Here is a 20,360-nt window from a genome sequence, read left to right as displayed (position 1 = left end):
CCCACAGGGGGCGCGCTCCGGCCCGACGGGGGCGGTGGCGCGTGCGGTGGGGCCGGTGGCATGGGGGTGGGCGGCGGGCCTGCCGTGCTCCCGCGCCCCCCGGAGGGGCCCCCCGTCCGACCGGCACCGGGCTCCGAACGGGTCACGCCCGGACGTGACCGGATGGGACGACGGGTAACCAGAGCGTTACGGGGCGTCTGAGGCTCGGTCAGTCGTAGGCCGAGCAGCGAGATGGGGCGCGCGTCCCCGCCATCACCCGGTTCGGTCGCGCCGGGATCCCGCCGGCCGGGCCCGGCCGCGATCCGTTCCCCGACCTCCGGATTCCCTCCGACCGGGCCGGTCGACGCCGACGTCTCGTCACCGTTCCAACTCCCACCGTGACTTACCATCCGCGCCACCCCGCCCCCATGTGTACCGGCCGACGGGACCTCCTCCGATCCCACCGCGAAGTATGACGCCAGAGCGCAAGGGCACCGATACGACGTGAGACCACAGTCTCGTGTAACCGGCCGTCCCGACAAGAGCACCGGACTGATCGGGACAGACTGATCGGGACAGCCGGAATCAGAGCCACGAGCAGCGAACACACCACCGGCACACCCGATCCACTTCGAATCGCCATGTGACGGCAACACCATACCGAGAGCATGTCACGCGGACGGATCGGCCTCGCACCGTGCGTGTGAACTCCTGATGCGGAACGTTCCGGCCAGTGATGGCGTGGGAGCTCAGCCGGCGAGTTCCAGATCGCGCAGCACCGCGGCGGTGCCCAGCGCGGCCAGGGTCGCCTCCCGGCCCTTGTCCTCGCTGGACCCGGGCAGCCCGGCGCGGTCCCGGGCCTGCTCGACGGTGTCGCAGGTGAGCACGCCGAAACCGACGGGGACGCGGGCGTCGAGGGTGACGCGGGCGAGCCCCGCGGTGACGAACTGACAGACGTAGTCGAAGTGGGGGGTGCCGCCCCGGATAACGACACCGAGGGCGACGACGGCGTCATGCCGCGCCGCCAGCGCGGCGGCGATCACGGGAAGCTCGACCGCACCGGAGACCCGCACGACGGTGGGTGCCGTCGCGAGGCCCGTGTCCTTCGCGGCGCGCAGCGCGCCAGCAAGCAGCGCATCGGTGATCTCGGCGTGCCATCGGGTGGCGACCACCGCCAACCGCATGCCCGCGACGGGCGGAAGCACCTCCGCGGGAGCCCCGAGGCCGCTCACAGACCCTCCCCCTCGGCACAGTCGGCCCCGGCGGGCGTACCCGGGCCCGCGCCGCCCGCGATGGCCGTGCAGCCGGAGGTGACGGGCACCCTCGACGCCCTCGACGCCCCCGGCACCCCCGGCACCCCCGGGATCCAGCGCGAGCCGGCCGGCTCGTCCTCGCCCACGGCCCTAGGCAGATCGGACATGCCGGGTAGACCCGGAAGGCCGGGCAGACCGGGAATGACATGTCCCATCCGGTCCCGCTTGGTGGTCAGGTAGCGCAGGTTCTCCGGCGTCTGGGTGACCGGCATCCCGATGAGTTCGACGATGCGCAGGCCGTAACCCTCCAGCCCGGCCCGCTTCGTCGGATTGTTGGACAGCAGCCGGAGGCCGCGCACGCCGAGATCGACCAGGATCTGGGCTCCGGTGCCGTAGTCGCGGGCGTCGGCCGGCAGGCCCAGCGCGAGGTTGGCGTCGACGGTGTCGTGGCCGGCGTCCTGCAGTTGGTAGGCCCGCAGCTTGTGCATCAGGCCGATGCCCCGGCCCTCGTGGCCCCGCATGTAGAGCACCACCCCGCGCCCCTCGGTCGCGATCATGCGCAGTGCCGCGTCGAGCTGGGTTCCGCAGTCGCAGCGCCGGGAGCCGAAGACGTCCCCGGTGAGGCATTCGCTGTGCACCCGGACCAGCACGTCCTCGCCGTCACCGAGCTCGCCTCGGATCAGCGCGATGTGTTCGACGCCGTCGAGGATGTTGCGGAACCCGACCGCCCGGAACGCCCCGTAACGCGTCGGAAGCGATGCCTCCGCGACCCGCACCACCTGCTTCTCGGTCCGCCGACGGTAGGCGATGAGATCGGCGATGGAGATCAGCAGCAGCCCGTGCTCGCGGGCGAACTCGGCGAGCCGGGGAAGCCGGGCCATCGTCCCGTCGTCGTTCACGATCTCGCAGATCGCACCGGCCGGCCGCAGCCCGGCGAGCCGGGCGAGGTCGACCGCGGCCTCGGTGTGGCCGGGGCGGCGCAGCACCCCGCCATCCTTGGCGCGCAGCGGGAAGATGTGGCCCGGCCGGCTCAGGTCGCCGGGCATGGTCTGCGGGTCGGCCAGCAACCGGATGGTGCGGGCCCGGTCGGCGGCGGAGATCCCGGTGGAGACGCCGTCGCGGGCGTCCACGGTGATGGTGAACGCGGTGCCCATCCGCTCGGTGTTGTGCGGGACCATCTGGTCCAGTTCGAGCCGGTCGGTGTCGGCGGCGTCCATCGGCACGCAGATCACACCGGAGGTGTACCGCGTCATGAACGCGACCAGCTCGGGTGTGGCGGCCTCCGCCGCGAAGATCAGATCACCCTCGTTCTCCCGGTCGGCGTCGTCGACGACGACGAGCGGGCGGCCGGCGGCGATCTCGGCGAGCGCGTCCTCGATGGCGGCGAACCGCACGTCGGCATAGCCGGCGGGAAGGACACCGGCGGGAAGGGTGGCCGTCGAGGAGGCGCCGGCCGCGGATGTCGTCATCGGTGTCGTCCGTTCGGTTCGATGGGGCCGGCATGCAGCTTCTCGACGTACTTGGCCAGCACGTCGACCTCGATGTTGACCAGGGAACCCGGCGCGCGGCGACCCAGCGTGGTCAGTTCGAGCGTGGTGGGGATCAGGCTGACCGTGAAGGTGGCCGGTGAGTTGCCACCGGCCGGCGAGATGTCGACGACGGTCAGGCTCACCCCGTCCACCGTCACCGAGCCCTTCTCCACGAGGTAGCGGTCGAGCCCCTCGGGGAGCGCGATGCGCACGAGCTCCCAGCCCTCACCGGGCTGCCGGTCGAGGACCGCGCCGACGCCGTCGACGTGCCCCTGGACCAGGTGGCCTCCCAGCCGGTCCGCCAGCCGGACGGGACGTTCGAGATTCACCCGGTCACCGACGGTGAGCTTCCCGAGAGAGGAACGCACCAGCGTCTCTCGCATCACGTCAGCAGTGAACGCCGACGGGCCGTCCGTTGTGCCGGGTGGGCCGCCGGCCGTACCGGTCTCGGCGCCCCCATCGAGCCCCGGGCGGGCGAAGGAGGTCACCGTGAGACAGACACCGTTGACGGCGATGGACGCGCCGTGACTCACATCACCCAGAACCGTCTGACAGGCGATGGTGAGTGCCGCCGACTCCGACCGCGCATCCACCGCGGTCACCACGCCGAGTTCCTCAACGATGCCGGTAAACATCCGACCCGTGCCCCTCGCTCCCGGGCACCCGCACCCTGGGCGAGGAGAAAACCACGCGGGACCACGCCGGCACGCTCACGCCGGCACGCGCCCGCGAGCGGTCAACGACCACCACGGGCACTCGGCCCGCGCGCATCCTCCCATCCGGACTTTAACCGTCGGTCCCGGAATTCCACCGGGTCAGCCGTCCCAGTACCTGCGGACGGGTCGCGGACTGTCACCGCCGGTTCGGAGTTTCACCGACCCCGGAGCGCGCGTGCTGTTGGTTGTACTGCCTCAAGTCTGGCATATGAAGCCGCCGGACGCCGGTGAAGCCGCCGGACGCGGTCACGCCGGCCCAACCGCCGAGCGTGGCGCGGGCGGGGACAGCCGGGGCGCCGCCCGCAGCGCCTGCTCACGCAGCCGCTCGACGGCCTGGCCCGGATCGGCCGCCCCGAAGACGGCCGTGCCGGCGACGAACACGTCCACACCCGCCACCGCGGCCCGTTCGATCGTCTCGGCGTTGACCCCGCCGTCAATCTGCAGCCATAGGTCCAGCCCACGGGCGTCGAGCAGGCGCCGGGCGGCCTCGATCTTCGGCAACACCTCGGTCATGAACGTCTGACCGCCGAAACCCGGCTCGATGGTCATCAGCAGCAGCAGGTCGAACCGGTGCAGGTCGTCGAGATAGTGCTCGATCGGGGTGTTCGGCTTCACGGCGAGGCCGGTGCGGGCCCCGGCCGCCCGGATCGCCCTGGTGGTGCGGGGCAGGTCGGACACGGCCTCGGCGTGAATGGTGACGTTCGCCGCGCCGCGCTCGGCGTACCCGGCCGCCCAGCGGTCGGGATCGTCGATCATGAGATGGCAGTCGAGCGGAGTATCCGTCACCGCGCGCAGGGCCGTCACCGTGTCCGGCGCGAACGCCAGGTTCGGGACGAAGTGGTAGTCCATCACGTCAACGTGCAGCCAGTCAGCCTGCCCCTCGACCGCCAGGGCCGCGTCAGCGAGCCGGCCGAAGTCGGCGGCGAGCAGGCTGGGGTAGATCTGCGCGGTGGCCATTTCGCGAGGGTATCGGCTCCCGGGTCCGACGCCTCAGCTGTCGACCCGGCGCAGCAGGGCGACGAACATCGCATCCGTGCCGTGGAGATGCGTCCAGAGCTGAACGAACGGGCCGTCACCGAGCCGGTCGACCTCCGGCAGGGTCAGGCGGGCATCGAGGATGGAGGTGTCGGCGCGTTGTCCGGCCACGCCACGCACCACCTCGACGCTCTCAGCCGGGTGCGGGGAACAGGTCGCGTACGCCACCACCCCGCCCGGGCGGACCAGGTCGAGCGCGGCAACGAGCAGCGCACGCTGGAGCGGGACGAGCGCGGCCACATCGGCCGCGGTCCGCCGCCACCGGGCCTCCGGCCGACGCCGCAGTGCTCCGAGGCCGGTGCAGGGGACGTCGACCAGCACCCGGTCGGCCCCATCGGGCCGCAGGGGCGCCGCCCGGCCGTCGGCGCGCACCGTCCAGGCCCGCGCCGCGCCGCCCAGGGACCGGGCCACCATGGCCGCCCGGGCCGCCCGGGGCTCGACCGCGATCAGGGCCGGCCTGTCCGGCAGACCCAGCCTGTCCGATGAGGCGGAGCCGCCGAGCAGCGCGGCGAGCAGGGCCGCCTTCCCGCCGGGACCCGCGCACAAGTCGACGGTCAGCCCGAGGTCGCGGCCCACCGTCGCCGCGCGGGCCAAGGCCAGGGTGACGAGCTGGCTGCCCTCGTCCTGCACGGCGGCCGCGCCCGCGGCCACGGCGGGCAGCCCCGCCGGGTCCCCGCCGTCGAGGCGTACCGCATACGGCGAATAGGAGCCGGGCCGGGCGGTCAGACCTGCTTGCGCGGCCTCGGCGAGCAGCTGGTCACGGTCCACCCGGCCCGGACGGGCGACCAGGTGTACCGCGGGTCGGGCGTCGTCTGCCTCCAGCGCGGCGCGGGTCGCCGTGAGGTCGCCGGCCAGGGCCTCCGCGACGACCTCGACGATCCAGCGGGGATGCGTCGTCACGACCGCCAGGTGACCGACAGGGTCGACATCGAACTGCGGCGCGGACAGCATCGTGGCGAGATCGCCGCCGGTCTCGGCCACCCGGGCGGCCACCCGACGCAGCACGGCGTTCGCAAAGCGGACCGGGCGCTCGCCGCTCGTCGTGCGGACCAGCTCGACGGTGCTGGCCACGGCCGCGCGGGCCGGGACCCTGGTCCGCAGCAGCTGGTAGGCGCCCAGGCGCAGCGCGTCGCGCACCGGCGGGTCGATGGTGTGGACGGGTCGACTCGTCGCCGTGTCGAGCACCCCGTCGAGGGTGCCCTGCGCGCGCAGGGAACCGTAGGCGAGCTCCGTGACGAACCCGCGGTCCCGGGCGGACAGTCCGCTGCCCGCCAACAGGGACGGCAGCAGCAGGTTGGCGTAGGAGCCGCGGTCGTCCACCGCCCGAAGCACCTCCCAGGCCAGCAGCCGCGGCCGGTCGACGCTTGACGCTGGCCGGGGCCCACGGGTGCCCGGCGAACCGGCCGATCTCACGACGTTCCTCCACTGATTGGCATCGCGCCGGCCGGGCCACCGCCGGCCGGGCCACCGCCGGCCGGGCCACCGCCGGCGGCGCCGGCAGCGGTCCGTGCGCCGATCTCGCCGAGGGTCTCCCCCTCGGCGATCCGGACCCCGCGGGCCCAGGCGGCGGCCGCCATCGGGCCTCGCCCCTCGGGACGTACCTCGCCGAGGAGCACCGGGCTTGTGCCCGTGCCGACCGCCACGTCCCCGCCGGGGAGCACCATGATCTGACCCGCCGGCAGCCCCCCCGCCGGCAGCCCGGCGGGCAGCGCTACCGGCCCGGCCGACCGACCGGGCACCGCACCGAGGCGCACCGGGCCGATCTTGAGCCGCCGGTCGCGGAACGTCGTCCAGGCTCCCGGCGCGGGAGTGGCGGCCCTCGCCAGCCGATCCACCACGATCGCCGGCTTCGTCCAGTCGATCCGGGCCTCCTCGACGGTCAGCTTCGGCGCGAAGGAGATCCCCTCGGCGGGCTGGGCCACGGGCCGTACCGTCCCGTCGGCGATGCCGTCCATCACCGCGACCAACAGCCCGGCGCCAGCCTCGGCGAGCCGGTCCAGCAGGTCACCGGAGGTGTCCGTCGGCCGAACCCGCTCGGTGAGGACACCGTAGACCGGACCGGAGTCCATCGCCGGTTCGATCTGGAAGACGCTCGCGCCGGTCAGGTCGTCCCCGGCGAGCAGGGTGCGCTGCACCGGAGCCGCCCCGCGGTAGGCCGGCAGCAGGGAGAAGTGCAGGTTCACCCAGCCGTGGCGGGGAATAGCGAGCGCCGCAGGCGGTAGCAGCGCGCCGTAGGCCACCACCGGGCAGCAGTCGGGCGCGAGGCCGGCAAGCGTGGCCAGGAACTCCGGGTCCCGGGGCCGGTCCGGGCTGAGCACCGGGATGCCGGCCTCGTCGGCCAGGACGTGGACGGGGGGCGGCTTCACCTTCCGCCCCCGCCCGGAGGGCCGATCGGGCCGGGTGACAACCGCGACCACGTCATGGCGCGAGCTGTCGATCAACGCCCGCAGGCTGGGCAGAGCCACCGCCGGGGTACCGGCGAAAACAAGACGCATACGCGAAGCACCGATCCGTCGCGACGTCATTGCCGACGCCGTGACCGTCTCCGGGGGTCATCGATCCGAGGTGTCCGACCGGGCCGGGACCATCCCGCCGTTCTCCGGCCGGGAGTACGGGCTGACGTCCACAGGCCTGTCGCCGCCGACGACCGTACCCCGCCGGCGCTCGGAGGTGGCGGACGGCCGCGGTCCGGGCCGGGCCCGCGACCGGGGATCATGAGCCATGGCGCGAAGCCGGGCCGTGGTGCGCGGGGCCACGCCAGGCGGTGCGAACCAGACCACGCCGGCGCTACCCGAGGACCACATGCCGGCGCTACCCGAGGACCAGGGGGTCGAGCTGGATCCGTAACCGGCCGGTGGTTCGCCGGGTCGCGAGGACGCCGCGAGCGGATCGCAGCGAGGCCGCCAGGGCCGCGCCGCGCTCGCGGCGGACCCGGATCAGGACCCGTTCGATCTCCTCGGGGCCGGAGGTGGCGCTGTCGGGGCCGCGCTGCCCGGCGCCCACGGCGGACGGATCGCCCTGGTTCGCGCCGTCGAGAACGGCCCGCGCGGACGGTGCGGGGGGCAGCGGTACCGGCCCGAGCACATCGGCACCGTCGGGAAGCTCGACGGCGGCCAGCAGCTCCGCAACCGCCGCGGCGGTGCCCGCTACGGACGCCATCCGGGTCGCCGGCGGGAACCCCAGCTCCGCCCGCTCGTCGGCCTCCCGGGCGACGAACGTGCCGGGATCCCAACGGACGAGCGCCTGGACCGGCCCGAGTCCGGCGTCGGCCGCGACGATGACCCGCCCCCCGCGCGCGGCGGGCCGGGCGAGCGCGGCGGCGGCGGTCCACCGGCGCAGAGTCTCCTCCCCCGCACGCAGGTCGGGACGGCCCAGCAGAGCCCAGCCGTCGAGGAGCAGCACCGCCCCATAGCCGCCGTCCGCCACGGGCTCCGCCCCCGGGGTCGAGATGACGAGGGCCGGTTCGGCGGGCACGGTGGCGAGCACCCCGTCCCGGCCGGAGGTGCGGACCGGGACGCCGGGAAAGGCCCGCCCCAGTTCCTCCGCCGTACGACGATCTCCCGTCACCGAGGCGCGCAGCCGCGGGCCCGAACAGGACGGGCAGTGCCAGACCGCCGCGGCGACCGGACGGCCGCACCACCGGCAGGAGAGCGCACCACCGCCCGCCGCCCGGCCCAGCGGCCCCTGACAGTGCGGGCACCGGGCGGGCCGCCGGCAGGCCGCGCAGGCCAGTGACGGCTGGTATCCCCTCCTCGGCACCTGGACCAGTACCGGCAGACCGGCCGCCAGCGCATCCCGGGCGGTCCGCACCGCGAGGGAGGGCAGCCTCGCCGCCCGGGCGGCGGGGTCACGGGCGTGTTCGAGGTCGGAGCCGGTGGTCTCGGCCCGGGGAGCCAGCGCGCGTACCTGCTCCCGGGGCAGCACCACCGGGTGCGCCCACCCCGTGCGCACCAGCGCCTCGGCGTCCGTCGACGGGCAGAACCCGCCGATCACGAGCGCGCACCCCTGGAGCCGGGAGCGCAGGACGGCGACGTCTCGGGCGTGCGGGTACGGGGCCAACGGCTCAGCATGCAGGTCGTCACCGTCATCCCACACCACCACCAAGCCGAGCTCGGCCACGGGCGCGAACATCGCCGCGCGGGTACCCACCACCGCCCGCGCCTGTCCGCGGCTGACCGCGAGGAACGCGCGATACCGCCGGGCCGGGCCTAGATCGGCCCGCAGTGCGATGGTGGTCTCCCGACCGACCGCGGCGACCATCGCCGCCTCGACCCGATCGACATCACGATGATCGGGTACGACGACGAGTACGCCGCGACCGGACGCCGCCGTAGCGGCGGCCGCGGTGGCAATCATCTCCGGCCAGGCGGGGCCGGGCGGGGCCCACCAGACCGCCCTCGGTGACCTGCCCGCAGCCAGGGCGGTGAGCATCGACGGACCCGTGGGATAGCGGCCCCACTCGCCGGGTTCCGGCGGCACAGCCTCAGGCCCCGGCGGCACAGCCTCAAGCCTCGGTGAGACAACCTCCGCCCGGCCGTGGCGGGGAGGCACGGCGAGCCGGAGGACGTCGGCCAGCGTGCCGGCGTAACGATCGGCAACCGCGCGGGCGAGTTTCGCGACGGACTCGGACAGCACAGGCTCCGGCGAGATCGACCGGGCCAGCGGCGCGAGCTGACCGGAATGGTCGGAACTCTCGCGACGCTCCAGCACGAACCCGTCGACCAGCCGGCCCGCGAACCGGACCCGGACCCGGGACCCCGGCACCGCCAGGTCAGCCAGGTCCGCCGGCACGAGGTAGTCGAAGGGGCGGTCGAGATGGGCGAGCGGAGTGTCGACGGCAACCCGCGCCACCGGCAGCCGCGCGGCGAGCGGCCGCGGCGAACCGGGACCCGCGGAGCGCGAAATTCCCGACCGCGAAGCCCCCGACCGGGCACCCCCCGGGCCGGCCGCCGCCGGGCCGGCCGCTGACGGGCCGGCCGCTGACGGGCTGAGGTCGGGGAGGGCGCCGGGGTGCTCGGTCATGACGGCATTCGTACCAGCCGCCTACGACATCCTCCGACCCCGTTCCCTCGCCGGGACGGCGACCGGCGGGACACGACCTCCCCGACCTCCCCGATCTCCCGATCCGCTCCCGGGACCCGCGTGACAGGGGTCCCGCAGGGGCGGGAGACGAGCGTCGGGTCAGCCCTTGACGGCGCGCTGGAGAGCCTCGGCGCGTGCGGTGGACTCCCAGGTGAAATCGAGCTCGGGGCGACCGAAGTGGCCGTAGGCGGCCGTCTGGGCGTAGATCGGCCGCAGCAGGTCCAGATCCCGGATGATCGCTGCGGGACGGAGGTCGAACACGCTCGTCACCGCGTCCTGGATCTGGCTGTCCGGGACGGTTCCGGTGCCGAAGGTCTCCACGAACAGGCCGACCGGCTGCGCCTTGCCGATCGCGTACGCCACCTGGACCTCGCAGCGGCTGGCGAGACCCGCGGCGACGACGTTCTTGGCGACCCAGCGCATCGCGTACGCGGCGGAGCGGTCGACCTTGGACGGGTCCTTGCCGGAGAAGGCGCCACCGCCATGGCGGGCGTAACCGCCGTAGGTGTCGACGATGATCTTACGGCCAGTCAGGCCGGCGTCACCCATCGGGCCGCCGATCTCGAACCGGCCGGTCGGGTTGACCAGCAGCCGGCGCCCCTCGGTGGCGATCTCGAGCAGGGCCAGCTCCGGCTCGACGACGTACTCGGCGATGTCCGGCGCGAGCAGGGTGTCCAGGTCGATATCGGCGGCGTGCTGGGAGGAGACGACGACTGTGTCGAGCCGGGCCGGCTTCCCGTCGACGTACTCGATGGTCACCTGGGTCTTGCCGTCCGGGCGCAGATAGCCGACCTGGCCCTCCTTGCGGACCGCGGACAGCCGCCTGGCGAGGCGGTGCGCCAGCGCGATCGGCAGCGGCATGAGCTCAGGGGTCTCGTCGCAGGCGAACCCGAACATCAGGCCCTGGTCGCCGGCGCCCTGCCGGTCGAACTCGTCGTCGGCGGAACCCTCGACGCGGGTCTCGTGCGCCGTGTCGACGCCCTGGGCGATGTCCGGGGACTGCGCGCCGATCGACACGCTGACGCCGCAGGACGCGCCATCGAAGCCCTTCTTGGAGGAATCGTAACCGATCTCCAGGATGCGCTCGCGGACGACGGAGGCGATGTCGACGTAGGTCTTTGTGGTGACCTCGCCGGCGACGTGGACCTGACCCGTCGTGATGAGTGTCTCCACGGCGACCCGGCTCTTCGGGTCATCCTTGATCATGGCATCGAGAATCGAGTCGCTAATCTGATCGGCGATCTTGTCCGGATGCCCCTCGGTGACGGACTCGGACGTAAACAGGCGCGTCGCCACTGGACTAACCCCCTGGGTGATCCGGTTGATTCCGACGAAGCTTACCGAGGTGCCGCGAGGGGTACACGCAGCGCCTCGGCGGGCGTTCCATCGGTCCGATCGGCCGTAAGGCCGACCACGAGGTCGAGGATCCGATGCGCGAGGAGGTCCTTGCTCGTGCGCTCGATGGCCGTCTCGCCACCGCGGGGGTCCAGTACCACGGCGGCGTTGTGTTCCACCTCGAATCCGAGGCCGGCGCCGACCTCGTTGACCACGAGCAGGTCGACCGGCTTGCGCGCCAGTTTGGCCCGGGCGTGGTCGAGTACCCCGCCGCCGGGGCCGCCGGTCTCGGCGGCGAAACCGACGAGAACCTGACCGGGCCGGCGGTTCGCCAGCAGCTCGGCCAACACGTCGGGATTCGCCACGAGCGGGATGGAGCCCGGGGCCGCAGACTCCTTCTTGATCTTGTAGGCCTGTGGCGCCCCAGGGCGGAAGTCGGCGACCGCGGCCGCCATAACGACCACGTCCGCCGAGGGCGCGACCTCGTGGACCCGATCGCGCAGCTGCGCCGCGGAGGTGACCGGGATCGTGCGGGCGCCGGCGACCTCGGGCAGCGCGACGTTCGCCGCCACCACCGTGACGGAGGCTCCCCGCGCCACGGCCGCCCTGGCCACGGCGTACCCCTGACGGCCGCTCGAGGCGTTGCCGAGGAACCGGACGGGGTCGAGGTGCTCCCGGGTGCCGCCGGCCGTGACCAGGACATGCCGGCCGGCAAGATCGGGCCGCAGCCCGGCTGCACCCCGGGCCAGCACCGCCATGCCGAGCGCGGCGATCTCCGCCGGCTCCGGCAGGCGGCCCGGACCCGAGTCGGCGCCGGTCAGCCGGCCCACCGCCGGCTCGGCCACCACCGCTCCCCGCGCCCGCAGGGTCGCCACGTTCGCCCGGGTGGCCGGATGCTGCCACATCTCGGTGTGCATCGCCGGCGCGTAGACGACCGGGCAGGTCGCCGTCAGCAGGGTGCCGGTGAGCAGGTCGTCGGCGCGCCCGGCGGCCGCGCGGGCCATCAGGTCCGCGGTGGCCGGCGCGACGAGGACGAGGTCGGCCTCGCGGCCGATCCGGACATGGGCGACCTCGTCCGCGTCGTCCCACACGTCCGTGGTGACCGGGTTCCCCGACAGCGCCGCCCAGGTCGTCGCGCCGACGAACCTCAGCGCCGACGGCGTGGGCACCACCCGGACCTCGTGGCCGGACTCGGTGAACCGGCGGAGCACCTCCACCGCCTTGTAGGCGGCGATGCCGCCCGCCACACCGAGCACGACCCGGGGACGCCGAGGGCCGGGCCCGGTGCCGGACGGCCCGGTGCCGGATCGCTCAGCGTCGAGCATCTCAGCGTCAGGCATCTCGGCGTCGGGCATCTCGGTCATCGTCCTACATCAGGAGACCGGCGGGAGGCTGTCGGTGACGGTCTCGTGGGTGAGCAGGCCGGCGTTGATCTCACGCAGCGCGATCGACAGCGGCTTCTCCTGCGCGTTGGTCGTCTCGACCAGCGGGCCGACGTACTCCAGCAGACCCTCACCGAGCTGCGAGTAGTAGGCGTTGATCTGACGAGCTCGCTTCGCCGCGTAGATGACCAGGCTGTACTTCGAGTCGGTCGCCTCGAGGAGCTCGTCGATGGGGGGGTTAGTGATGCCTTCGGGATGGGCGACGGTACCGGCCACGATGTCCTTCCGGAATGGGACGTCCGAGGCGGCTGCGCCGTCCGGACAGTGCAGAGCGCAGGCTGCGCGGGGCAGGGCGGGCTGCACGGAGGAGGCTGTACGGAGATGTCGGCTGTACGGAGATGTCGGCTGCGCGGGCGACCGGTGGGCCGGACCTACGAGCCGATCATCAATGCTACCAAGCGGGCCGCCGCGGACCGCACGTCGTCGTTCACGATCACGTCGTCGAACTCCGTCTCGGCCGCGAGTTCGATGCGCGCCCGGTCCAGCCGGCGGGCGATGACCTCGGGTGGCTCGGTCCCCCGACCGGTCAGCCGACGGACAAGCTCGTCGAAGGTGGGCGGGGCGAGGAAGACGAAACGGGCCTGTGGCATCGCCGAGCGCACCTGCCGAGCGCCCAGCAGCTCGATCTCCAGCAGGCAGGGCACGCCTGCGGCGAGCCTTTCGAGAAGCGGGCGGCGGGGGGTGCCGTAGGCGTGTCCGGCAAACATCGCGTGCTCGACGAACTCCCCGGCTTTGACCATCCGGGCGAACTCCTCGGCGTCGACGAAGTGGTACTCGACACCGTCGGTCTCACCCGGACGCGGTGGCCGCGTGGTGGCACTGACCGAGACCCAGACCTCGGGGTGACGTTCCCGGACTGCCGCGACGACGGTGCCCTTCCCGACTCCGGACGGCCCGGACAGCACTGTAAGACCCACGGGCACCACGATAGGACCTCTCGGTCAGTCGGCGCGCACCCGGTCATCAGTCCCCGAAGGACACGAGGACGGGACTGGTTTCCCAGGGACGGCCGGATCGGGGGAGGTAAAGAATGCCGCCCCCCGATCCGACCGGAAGGAAGGGCGACATCGCCGGAAGAATGTGAGTGACGCCACCCTCCCGTCAACGCCGCTACCCGCCGTAACCATGATCCGGGTTGGCGGAGTGGTTTTCCCACCCCACCGGATCAGGCCATGCCGAACTCCTCGAGGAGTGCGGCACGCTGCTTGGCGCCGAGTCCCCGCAGCCGGCGGGTCGGACTGATCCCGAGCCGTTCCCGGATCTTCTGGGCGCGTACGCGCCCCACTCCGGGAAGCGACTCCAGAACAGCCGAAACCTTCATCTTGCCGACGACCTCATCAGCCTCGGCCTGTTCCAGGACGGCGGCCAGAGTGGTCTCCGCCTTCTTCAACCGCTCCTTGAGTTCCGCACGCTGCTTACGAGCCAACGCTGCTTTCTCGAGGGCGGCGGCCCTCTGCTCGGGCGTTAGGGGCGGCAGGGGCACGGGTACGCCTCCTCAATTCGGTGATCGCGCCGCGCAAACTAGCGAGGAAGGGGCTCCTCAGTCCAGCCTTGGCCATAACACTCTGATGCGAACATATTGTCAGCACAAGAGAAGGCTTTGACGGACGAAAGGGGTGGCCCACTCGTGCCGCACCCTTTCGGTCTACGGCGGCCCCACCGTACCGCTTCGTACCGCACCAGGACGAACACACCCTGGTCCCCTCGGCGTCACAGCAGGTCAACAGCCCTGCTGGCAGCGCCGAGACCTGCGGCGACGGCCCTCGCGGCGACCCCGGGATCGGACGCACCGGTGATCGGGCGACCCACCACGACCAGGTCAGAACCCCCCACAAGGGCAGCTTCCGGCGTCGCGGTTCGGGCCTGATCGCCGGTTTCCGACCCCCCCGGTCGCACTCCTGGGGTGATGAGAGTCACATTGCTACCAAGCTCCATACGGACCATTCGAACCTCCCGCGGACTGCACACAAGGGTGCGCGCACCGGCTTCGACCGCAAGCACGGCAAGCCTGCGGACGGCGTCGGAAGGGGGTCCGGCGAGCCCGATCGCGCTGAGCGCCGCCACATCCAGCGAGGTGAGTACGGTCACGACGGCTACCTCGACATCCGGGGCCGCCTCGATCGCCGCACGTATCATCGCCGCCCCCCCAGCCGCATGCACGGTCACGAAACGAGGGCCCAACGGGGTGATTGAGCGCATTCCCCCGGCGACCGTGGCGGGAATGTCGTGCAGTTTGAGATCGAGGAACAACTCCGGGGCGCTTCCGGCGCCGCCCGCGGCGTGCGTCGCGCCGCCGGCCCCAGCGAGCACGCCGGCCGCGCGCAGCGCCGTCACGATTGCCGGGCCCTCCCGGTAGAACAGCTCCAGACCGATCTTTAGCACGGCCGCGGTGGGTGCGACCGCGGCGGCCCAGCGCAGCGCGGTCGCGGCGTCCGGGGCATCCAGCGCGACCGCCAGCGGCGCCCGGCCCCGCGGCGGGGTGAAGCGGGGCGCGGCGGCGCTCCTCCCATCGGAGCTCCTCCGGCCGGCGCTCATCTGCTCGTCCTGGCCGCCGGTCCGAGTGCGGCAGACTCAGGCGCCACAGACTCAGGCGCGGCAGACTCAGGCGCGGCAGACTCAGGCGCGGCAGACTCAGGCGCGGCAGACTCAGGCGCCACAGAGCCGGAGGATCCGGGCGGCGAGCCGCCCGGTTGTCCCCCGCCCCACGCCTGCCGCAGCGCCGCGTGGTATTCCTGCAACGATCGGACCCCCAGCTCCCCCCGTACCAGCGCTTCCACGCCCTGAACACAGGCCGCCGCACCCTGGATCGTGGTGATGCACGGAACCCCGGCACTCACACAGGCCGTGCGGATCTCATAGCCGTCCAGGCGCGGGCCGACCCCCCACGGGGTGTTGATGACGAGGTCGATCTGCCCGGATGTGATCATCTCGACACAGTCGAGTAGCCCCTCGGTGGGGGCCCAGTGCTTACCGAGGACGACCGCCTTAACCCCGTTGCGCCGCAGCACGTCCGCGGTCCCCTCGGTGGCGTAGACGACAAAACCGAGATCCGCGAGCCGCTTGATCGGAAAAACCATCGCCCGTTTGTCCCGGTTGGCCACGGAGACGAACACCCGGCCGTAGGTGGGCAGCGAGGCGTACGCGGCGGCCTGAGACTTGGCGTACGCTGTACCGAAGCCGTCGTCGATGCCCATCACCTCACCGGTCGACTTCATCTCCGGCCCGAGTACGGTGTCGACGCCGCGGCCACCGGCGTCTCGGAAGCGCCCGAAGGGCAGCACGGCCTCCTTGACCGAGATGTGCGAGTCCAGCGGCAGGGTGCCGCCATCGCCGGAGCGCGGCAGCAGGCCCTCGGCCCGCAGCTCGTCGATGGTCGCGCCGAGCATCACCCGGGCAGCGGCCTTGGCCAGCGGCACCGCGGTGGCCTTGGAGACGAACGGCACGGTCCGCGACGCCCGGGGATTGGCCTCCAGGACGTAGAGCACATCGGACTGCAGGGCGTACTGGACGTTGAGCAGGCCCCGCACCCCGACGCCCTTCGCGATCGCCTCGGTGGACGCCCGGATACGGTCGAGCTCCGAACGGCCCAGCGTGATCGGCGGCAGGACGCAGGCCGAGTCGCCCGAATGGACCCCGGCCTCCTCGATGTGCTCCATCACCCCGGCGAGGTAGAGCGTCTCCCCGTCGTAGAGGGCGTCGACGTCGATCTCCACCGCGTCGTCGAGGAACCGGTCGACGAGCACCGGATGTTCCGGGGAGATGGCGGTGGCCCGATCGATGTAGTCGCGCAGCATCGTGTCGTCGTAGACGATCTCCATGCCGCGCCCGCCGAGCACGTAGGACGGCCGCACCAGCACCGGGTACCCGATCCGCTCGGCCACCGTGCGCGCCTCGGCGAAAGAGGTCGCCACCCCGTGCGGCGGCGAGGGCAGGCCCGCCCGGGCCAGCACACGCCCGAACAGCCCGCGGTCCTCGGCCAGATGGATCGCCTTCGGCGGGGTGCCCACGACGGGCACGCCCGCCTCGGCCAGCGCCGCGGCGATGCCGAGGGGGGTCTGCCCGCCGAGCTGGACGATCACCCCGGCGAGCGGCCCGGCCTGCTGCTCGGCGTGGACGACCTCGAGCACGTCCTCGACCGTCAACGGCTCGACGTAGAGCCGGTCGGCGGTGTCGTAATCGGTGGACACCGTCTCCGGGTTGCAGTTGACCATGACGGTCTCATAGCCGGCGCCGGAGAGCGCCATCACCGCATGGCAACAGGCGTAGTCGAACTCGATGCCCTGGCCGATGCGGTTGGGCCCGCTGCCGAGCACGATCACCCGCGGCCGTTCGCTCGGCGCGACCTCGGTCTCGGCGTCGTAAGCGGAGTAGTGGTACGGAGTCTCGGAGGCGAACTCCGCCGCGCAGGTGTCGACGGTCTTGAACACCGGCCGGATGCCGGTGCGGTGGCGGAACGCCCGGACCACGTCCTCGGAGGTGCCGAGGATCTCGGCGAGCTGGACGTCGGAGAACCCGGCTCGCTTGGCCCGCCGGATGCCCGCCGGATTGCGGCTGATCATCGCCGCGGTCTCGTTGAGGAAGACGAGCTGGTCGACGAACCACGGGTCGATCCCGGTGACCCGGGTGACCTCGTCGGGATCCGCGCCGGCGAGCAGCGCCTGCTGGACGGTACGCAACCGGCCGTCGTGGGGAACCCGCGCGGCTTCCAGCAGGTCGGCGGCGTCCGCCTCGGGCGGGACGAAGGAGAACACCGAGCCCGGGGCCTCCATCGAGCGCAGCGCCTTCTGCAGCGCCTCGGCGAAGCTGCGGCCAACCCCCATCGCCTCGCCGACGGACTTCATCGTCGTCGTGAGCGTCGGGTCGGCACCGGGGAACTTCTCGAACGCGAACCGCGGCACCTTCACCACGACGTAGTCCAGCGCCGGCTCGAAGGCCGCGGGCGTGGTGCGGGTGATGTCGTTGGGGATCTCGTCAAGGGTGTATCCGAGCGCGAGCTTCGCCGAGATCTTCGCGATCGGGAAGCCGGTCGCCTTCGACGCCAGCGCCGAGGACCGCGACACCCGGGGGTTCATCTCGATGACCACCTGCCGGCCCGTCGCCGGGTCGACGGCGAACTGGATGTTGCAGCCGCCGGCGTCGACGCCGACGGCCCGCATCACCGCGATCGCCATGTCCCGCATGCGCTGGTACTCGCGGTCGGTCAGGGTCATCGCCGGCGCCACCGTGATCGAGTCGCCGGTGTGCACCCCCATCGGGTCGACGTTCTCGATCGAGCAGACCACGACCACGTTGTCCGCGCGGTCGCGCATCAGCTCGAGCTCGTACTCCTTCCAGCCGAGGACCGACTCCTCCACCAGCACCTCGGTCGACGGGCTCGCGGCCAGTCCGTCCGCCGCCATCCGGCGCAACTCGCCGGAATCATGGGCGAAGCCGCTGCCGGCGCCGCCGAGGGTGAAGCTGGGTCGCACGACCACCGGGTAGGAGAACTCCTCCCCGGCGGTCAGGCACTCGGCGACGGTGTGGCAGATGGCGCTGCGCGCGGTCTCGCCGCCGACCGCGGCGACGATGTCCTTGAACGCCTGACGGTCCTCCCCGGCGCGGATCGCGTCGATATTCGCGCCGATCAGACGGACCTCGAAGCGGTCCAGAACACCGGCGTCGTGCAGGGCGACAGCGGTGTTCAGCGCGGTCTGGCCACCCATGGTGGCCAGGATCGCGTCGGGCCGCTCCCGTTCGATGATCTTCGCGACGATGTCCGAGGTGATCGGCTCGACGTAGGTCGCGTCCGCGATCTCCGGATCGGTCATGATTGTCGCCGGGTTGCTGTTGACCAGGATGACCCGCAGGCCCTCCGCGCGCAGCACCCGGCAGGCCTGGGTACCCGAGTAGTCGAACTCGCACGCCTGGCCGATCACGATCGGCCCGGAGCCGAGGACCAGGACACTGCTCAGCCTTTCCCGCGGATCGCTCGCTGCGCTCCTGATCCGCGGGGACCCCTGGCTCGTCGAACCACTCATCGTTCACTCCCGACAGATCTCTCGCCACGCTCCCGGGTGTCCGCCATCAAAGCGCGGAACCGCTCGAACAACGGGGAGGCATCATGCGGCCCCGGCGCGGCCTCCGGATGGAACTGCACGCTGAAGGCCGGCACGTCCAGACACTCCAATCCCTCGACGACGTTGTCGTTGAGGCCGCGGTGGCTGACCACCACCCGGCCGAACGGGGTGTCGGTCACCCCGGTCAGCGGCGCCCGCACGGCGAACCCGTGGTTCTGGCTGGTGACCGCGATCCGCCCGGTCGCCATGTCCCCGACCGGCTGGTTCACGCCGCGGTGGCCGTAGGTGAGCTTGTACGTCTCGAAGCCGAGAGCGCGGGCCAGCAGCTGGTGCCCGAAACAGATCCCGAACACCGGGACACCAGCCCGCAGCACCGTCCGCAGCGCGTCAACCGCATAGTCCGCCGCCGCCGGGTCGCCGGGACCGTTCGACAGGAACACCCCGTCCGGTTCGAGCGCCAGCAGCTGTTCGCCGATGGTGCGGGCCGGCAGCACGTGCACCTCGCAGCCCAGCGCGGCCATGGCGGCCGGCGTCGCGCGCTTGATGCCGAGATCGAGCGCGGCGACTTTGAACAGCGCGGCGCCCGCCACCGCCTCCACCACATAGGGGGTAGGGGTGGAGACCCGGGGCGCAAGATCCGCGCCGAGCATCTCCGGGGAGGCGCGGACCCGGTCGAGCAGGGCGTCGAGCGCCGCCGCCCGCTCGCCGTCCGCGCCGGAACCCGGGCCCGTGCCGACCGGGCCACCGTCGGCGTCGGCGTCGGCGTCGGCGTCGGCGTCGAGCACGCTGCTGATCCCGCAGCGCATCGAGCCGAGCTCACGCAGGTGACGGGTCAGCGCCCGGGTGTCAATCCCGCTGATCCCCACCACGCCGGCCGCGGCCAGCGCGTCGTCAAGCGTGCCCCGGGCGCGCCAGTTGGAGGCCCGCCGGGCGGGGTCACGCACGACGAACCCGGCGACCTGGATCCGCTCGGACTCGTAGTCCTCGTCGTTGACGCCGGTGTTGCCGATGTGCGGGGCGGTCATGATGACGACCTGGCCGTGGAACGACGGATCGCTCAGCGTCTCCTGGTAGCCGGTCATCCCGGTGGAGAACACGGCCTCGCCGAAGGTCTCGCCGATCGCCCCGTACGCCTCGCCGACGAAGCTGCGACCGTCCTCCAGCATCAGGACCGCTCGCCTCGGCGTCGTGGTGGGAGTGCTCACCGATCCTCCTTCAGCCTGTTGACCTCACCGAGCGGTGAGGTCAACGGGTCGACCGACGACCAGCCGGGGTCAGACTGATCAAGCTGTCCCGGGTGCACCCACCCGGGGCCCGATCCCGGATCCGCCGGCCGCTGATCGGGATGGCGCGGGTCGGGGTGACCCTCATCCGGGTGTCGCCGATCGGGGAGTCGCTGGTCCGAGCGCCACCGCTCCGCGTAGGGCCGCCGGTCGGCGGGCACCGCCTGCTCGCCGCGGGCCTGGGCCCGCTCCCCCCGGGAACGCAGCCGAGGGCCGGTCCGGATCGCCGGCATCTCCTCGGTCGGCTGTCCGGAACCCGGTCGCTGCCCGGGCCGGCCCACCGTCCCGGGGTCGGGCGCGATGGCCCGCGGGCGGATCCGCGGGCGGATCCGCGGTACCGCGTGCGGTGAGGTGACGTCGCCCTGTGCCAGATGCGCGGGCGGGGGGCCGATCAGGTCGTGGACGGCGCGCACGACCTTGGGCTGGCGGGCGCGGTCCTCGCCACGGAAACCGGTCTCCAGCTCGTGCCCGCCGAACGACCACGCGATGACGATCAGACGCCCGGGAGCGGAAACCTTGCCGGCGTGCGCCCGCTCCAGCCGGGCACCGCGGACGGCCTCGCGCGGGATCCAGAACGCCTCCCCGGGGCGGTCCACCCGCACCCCGGTCTCGTACACGCTGACGTAGCCGCCGGCCCGCCCGCCCAGCCC

16 protein-coding genes and 1 riboswitch are annotated in these 20,360 nt (G+C 72.7%); all 16 genes read right to left on the bottom strand.

Annotated elements, in window-relative coordinates:
* Positions 1 to 728: 728 nt before the first annotated feature.
* Positions 729 to 1,211, bottom strand: coding sequence for a 6,7-dimethyl-8-ribityllumazine synthase (gene ribH / locus AC08OP_RS05465; protein WP_462186897.1), 483 nt, complete (start codon positions 1,209 to 1,211; stop codon positions 729 to 731).
* Positions 1,208 to 2,701 (bottom strand): bifunctional 3,4-dihydroxy-2-butanone-4-phosphate synthase/GTP cyclohydrolase II, encoded by a 1,494-nt coding sequence (locus AC08OP_RS05460; protein WP_476613185.1) that lies wholly within the window; start codon positions 2,699 to 2,701, stop codon positions 1,208 to 1,210. The genes ribH and AC08OP_RS05460 overlap by 4 nt, the downstream gene beginning before the upstream one ends.
* Positions 2,698 to 3,396 carry a riboflavin synthase gene (locus AC08OP_RS05455; RefSeq protein ID WP_476613184.1) on the bottom strand — a complete coding sequence of 233 codons (699 nt, stop codon included), beginning with the start codon at positions 3,394 to 3,396 and terminating at the stop codon, positions 2,698 to 2,700. The genes AC08OP_RS05460 and AC08OP_RS05455 overlap by 4 nt, the downstream gene beginning before the upstream one ends.
* Before the next feature lie 128 nt (positions 3,397 to 3,524).
* Positions 3,525 to 3,654: riboswitch (FMN riboswitch) on the bottom strand.
* 69 nt (positions 3,655 to 3,723) lie between these two features.
* Positions 3,724 to 4,434: a ribulose-phosphate 3-epimerase gene (gene rpe, locus AC08OP_RS05450; protein ID WP_476613183.1), complete on the bottom strand. Its 711-nt coding sequence runs from the start codon at positions 4,432 to 4,434 to the stop codon at positions 3,724 to 3,726.
* 33 nt (positions 4,435 to 4,467) lie between these two features.
* Positions 4,468 to 5,925, bottom strand: coding sequence for an RsmB/NOP family class I SAM-dependent RNA methyltransferase (locus AC08OP_RS05445; protein WP_476613182.1), 1,458 nt, complete (start codon positions 5,923 to 5,925; stop codon positions 4,468 to 4,470).
* Complete coding sequence (fmt, locus tag AC08OP_RS05440) at positions 5,922 to 7,007, bottom strand: methionyl-tRNA formyltransferase (RefSeq protein WP_476613181.1); 1,086 nt, start codon at positions 7,005 to 7,007, stop codon at positions 5,922 to 5,924. Before fmt ends, AC08OP_RS05445 begins: the two co-directional genes overlap by 4 nt.
* A gap of 316 nt (positions 7,008 to 7,323) precedes the next feature.
* Positions 7,324 to 9,534 carry a primosomal protein N' gene (locus AC08OP_RS05435; RefSeq protein ID WP_476613180.1) on the bottom strand — a complete coding sequence of 737 codons (2,211 nt, stop codon included), beginning with the start codon at positions 9,532 to 9,534 and terminating at the stop codon, positions 7,324 to 7,326.
* A 159-nt stretch (positions 9,535 to 9,693) separates the two neighbouring features.
* Positions 9,694 to 10,890 carry a methionine adenosyltransferase gene (gene metK / locus AC08OP_RS05430; protein ID WP_476613179.1) on the bottom strand — a complete coding sequence of 399 codons (1,197 nt, stop codon included), beginning with the start codon at positions 10,888 to 10,890 and terminating at the stop codon, positions 9,694 to 9,696.
* 41 nt (positions 10,891 to 10,931) lie between these two features.
* Complete coding sequence (coaBC, locus tag AC08OP_RS05425; RefSeq protein ID WP_476613187.1) at positions 10,932 to 12,254, bottom strand: bifunctional phosphopantothenoylcysteine decarboxylase/phosphopantothenate--cysteine ligase CoaBC; 1,323 nt, start codon at positions 12,252 to 12,254, stop codon at positions 10,932 to 10,934.
* Positions 12,255 to 12,302: 48 nt separating this feature from the next.
* Positions 12,303 to 12,587, bottom strand: a complete 285-nt coding sequence (gene rpoZ, locus AC08OP_RS05420) for a DNA-directed RNA polymerase subunit omega (RefSeq protein WP_462186068.1) — start codon at positions 12,585 to 12,587, stop codon at positions 12,303 to 12,305.
* 155 nt (positions 12,588 to 12,742) lie between these two features.
* Positions 12,743 to 13,288 (bottom strand): guanylate kinase, encoded by a 546-nt coding sequence (gene gmk, locus AC08OP_RS05415; RefSeq protein ID WP_476595132.1) that lies wholly within the window; start codon positions 13,286 to 13,288, stop codon positions 12,743 to 12,745.
* 248 nt (positions 13,289 to 13,536) lie between these two features.
* On the bottom strand, positions 13,537 to 13,854 hold the full coding sequence (mihF, locus tag AC08OP_RS05410; protein ID WP_011437581.1) for an integration host factor, actinobacterial type: 318 nt from the start codon (positions 13,852 to 13,854) through the stop codon (positions 13,537 to 13,539).
* 227 nt (positions 13,855 to 14,081) lie between these two features.
* A complete protein-coding gene (pyrF, locus tag AC08OP_RS05405; protein ID WP_476613178.1) occupies positions 14,082 to 14,906 on the bottom strand; it encodes an orotidine-5'-phosphate decarboxylase in 825 nt (274 codons plus the stop codon).
* Positions 14,903 to 18,388, bottom strand: a complete 3,486-nt coding sequence (gene carB, locus AC08OP_RS05400; protein ID WP_476613177.1) for a carbamoyl-phosphate synthase large subunit — start codon at positions 18,386 to 18,388, stop codon at positions 14,903 to 14,905. Before carB ends, pyrF begins: the two co-directional genes overlap by 4 nt.
* On the bottom strand, positions 18,385 to 19,593 hold the full coding sequence (carA, locus tag AC08OP_RS05395; protein ID WP_476613186.1) for a glutamine-hydrolyzing carbamoyl-phosphate synthase small subunit: 1,209 nt from the start codon (positions 19,591 to 19,593) through the stop codon (positions 18,385 to 18,387). Before carA ends, carB begins: the two co-directional genes overlap by 4 nt.
* Positions 19,594 to 19,628: 35 nt before the next feature.
* Positions 19,629 to 20,360 (bottom strand): PH-like domain-containing protein (locus AC08OP_RS05390; RefSeq protein WP_476613176.1); only part of this gene is annotated, 732 nt, incomplete at its 5' end.

It is taken from the genome of Frankia sp. CeRuru1 (genome assembly GCF_977966315.1).
The sequence above is the reverse complement of the archived record's forward strand: the minus strand, read 5'-3'. Positions and strand labels throughout refer to the sequence as shown.

Bases quoted from the DNA above. Each gene is read 5' to 3' on its own strand.
- AC08OP_RS05460 (WP_476613185.1), bottom strand. From the start codon at position 2,701: ATGACGACATCCGCGGCCGGCGCCTCCTCGACGGCCACCCTTCCCGCC.
- AC08OP_RS05455 (WP_476613184.1), bottom strand. From the start codon at position 3,396: ATGTTTACCGGCATCGTTGAGGAACTCGGCGTGGTGACCGCGGTGGAT.
- rpe (WP_476613183.1), bottom strand. From the start codon at position 4,434: ATGGCCACCGCGCAGATCTACCCCAGCCTGCTCGCCGCCGACTTCGGC.
- fmt (WP_476613181.1), bottom strand. From the start codon at position 7,007: ATGCGTCTTGTTTTCGCCGGTACCCCGGCGGTGGCTCTGCCCAGCCTG.
- AC08OP_RS05435 (WP_476613180.1), bottom strand. From the start codon at position 9,534: ATGACCGAGCACCCCGGCGCCCTCCCCGACCTCAGCCCGTCAGCGGCC.
- coaBC (WP_476613187.1), bottom strand. From the start codon at position 12,254: ATGCTCGACGCTGAGCGATCCGGCACCGGGCCGTCCGGCACCGGGCCC.
- pyrF (WP_476613178.1), bottom strand. From the start codon at position 14,906: ATGAGCGCCGGCCGGAGGAGCTCCGATGGGAGGAGCGCCGCCGCGCCC.
- carB (WP_476613177.1), bottom strand. From the start codon at position 18,388: ATGAGTGGTTCGACGAGCCAGGGGTCCCCGCGGATCAGGAGCGCAGCG.
- carA (WP_476613186.1), bottom strand. From the start codon at position 19,593: ATGCTGGAGGACGGTCGCAGCTTCGTCGGCGAGGCGTACGGGGCGATC.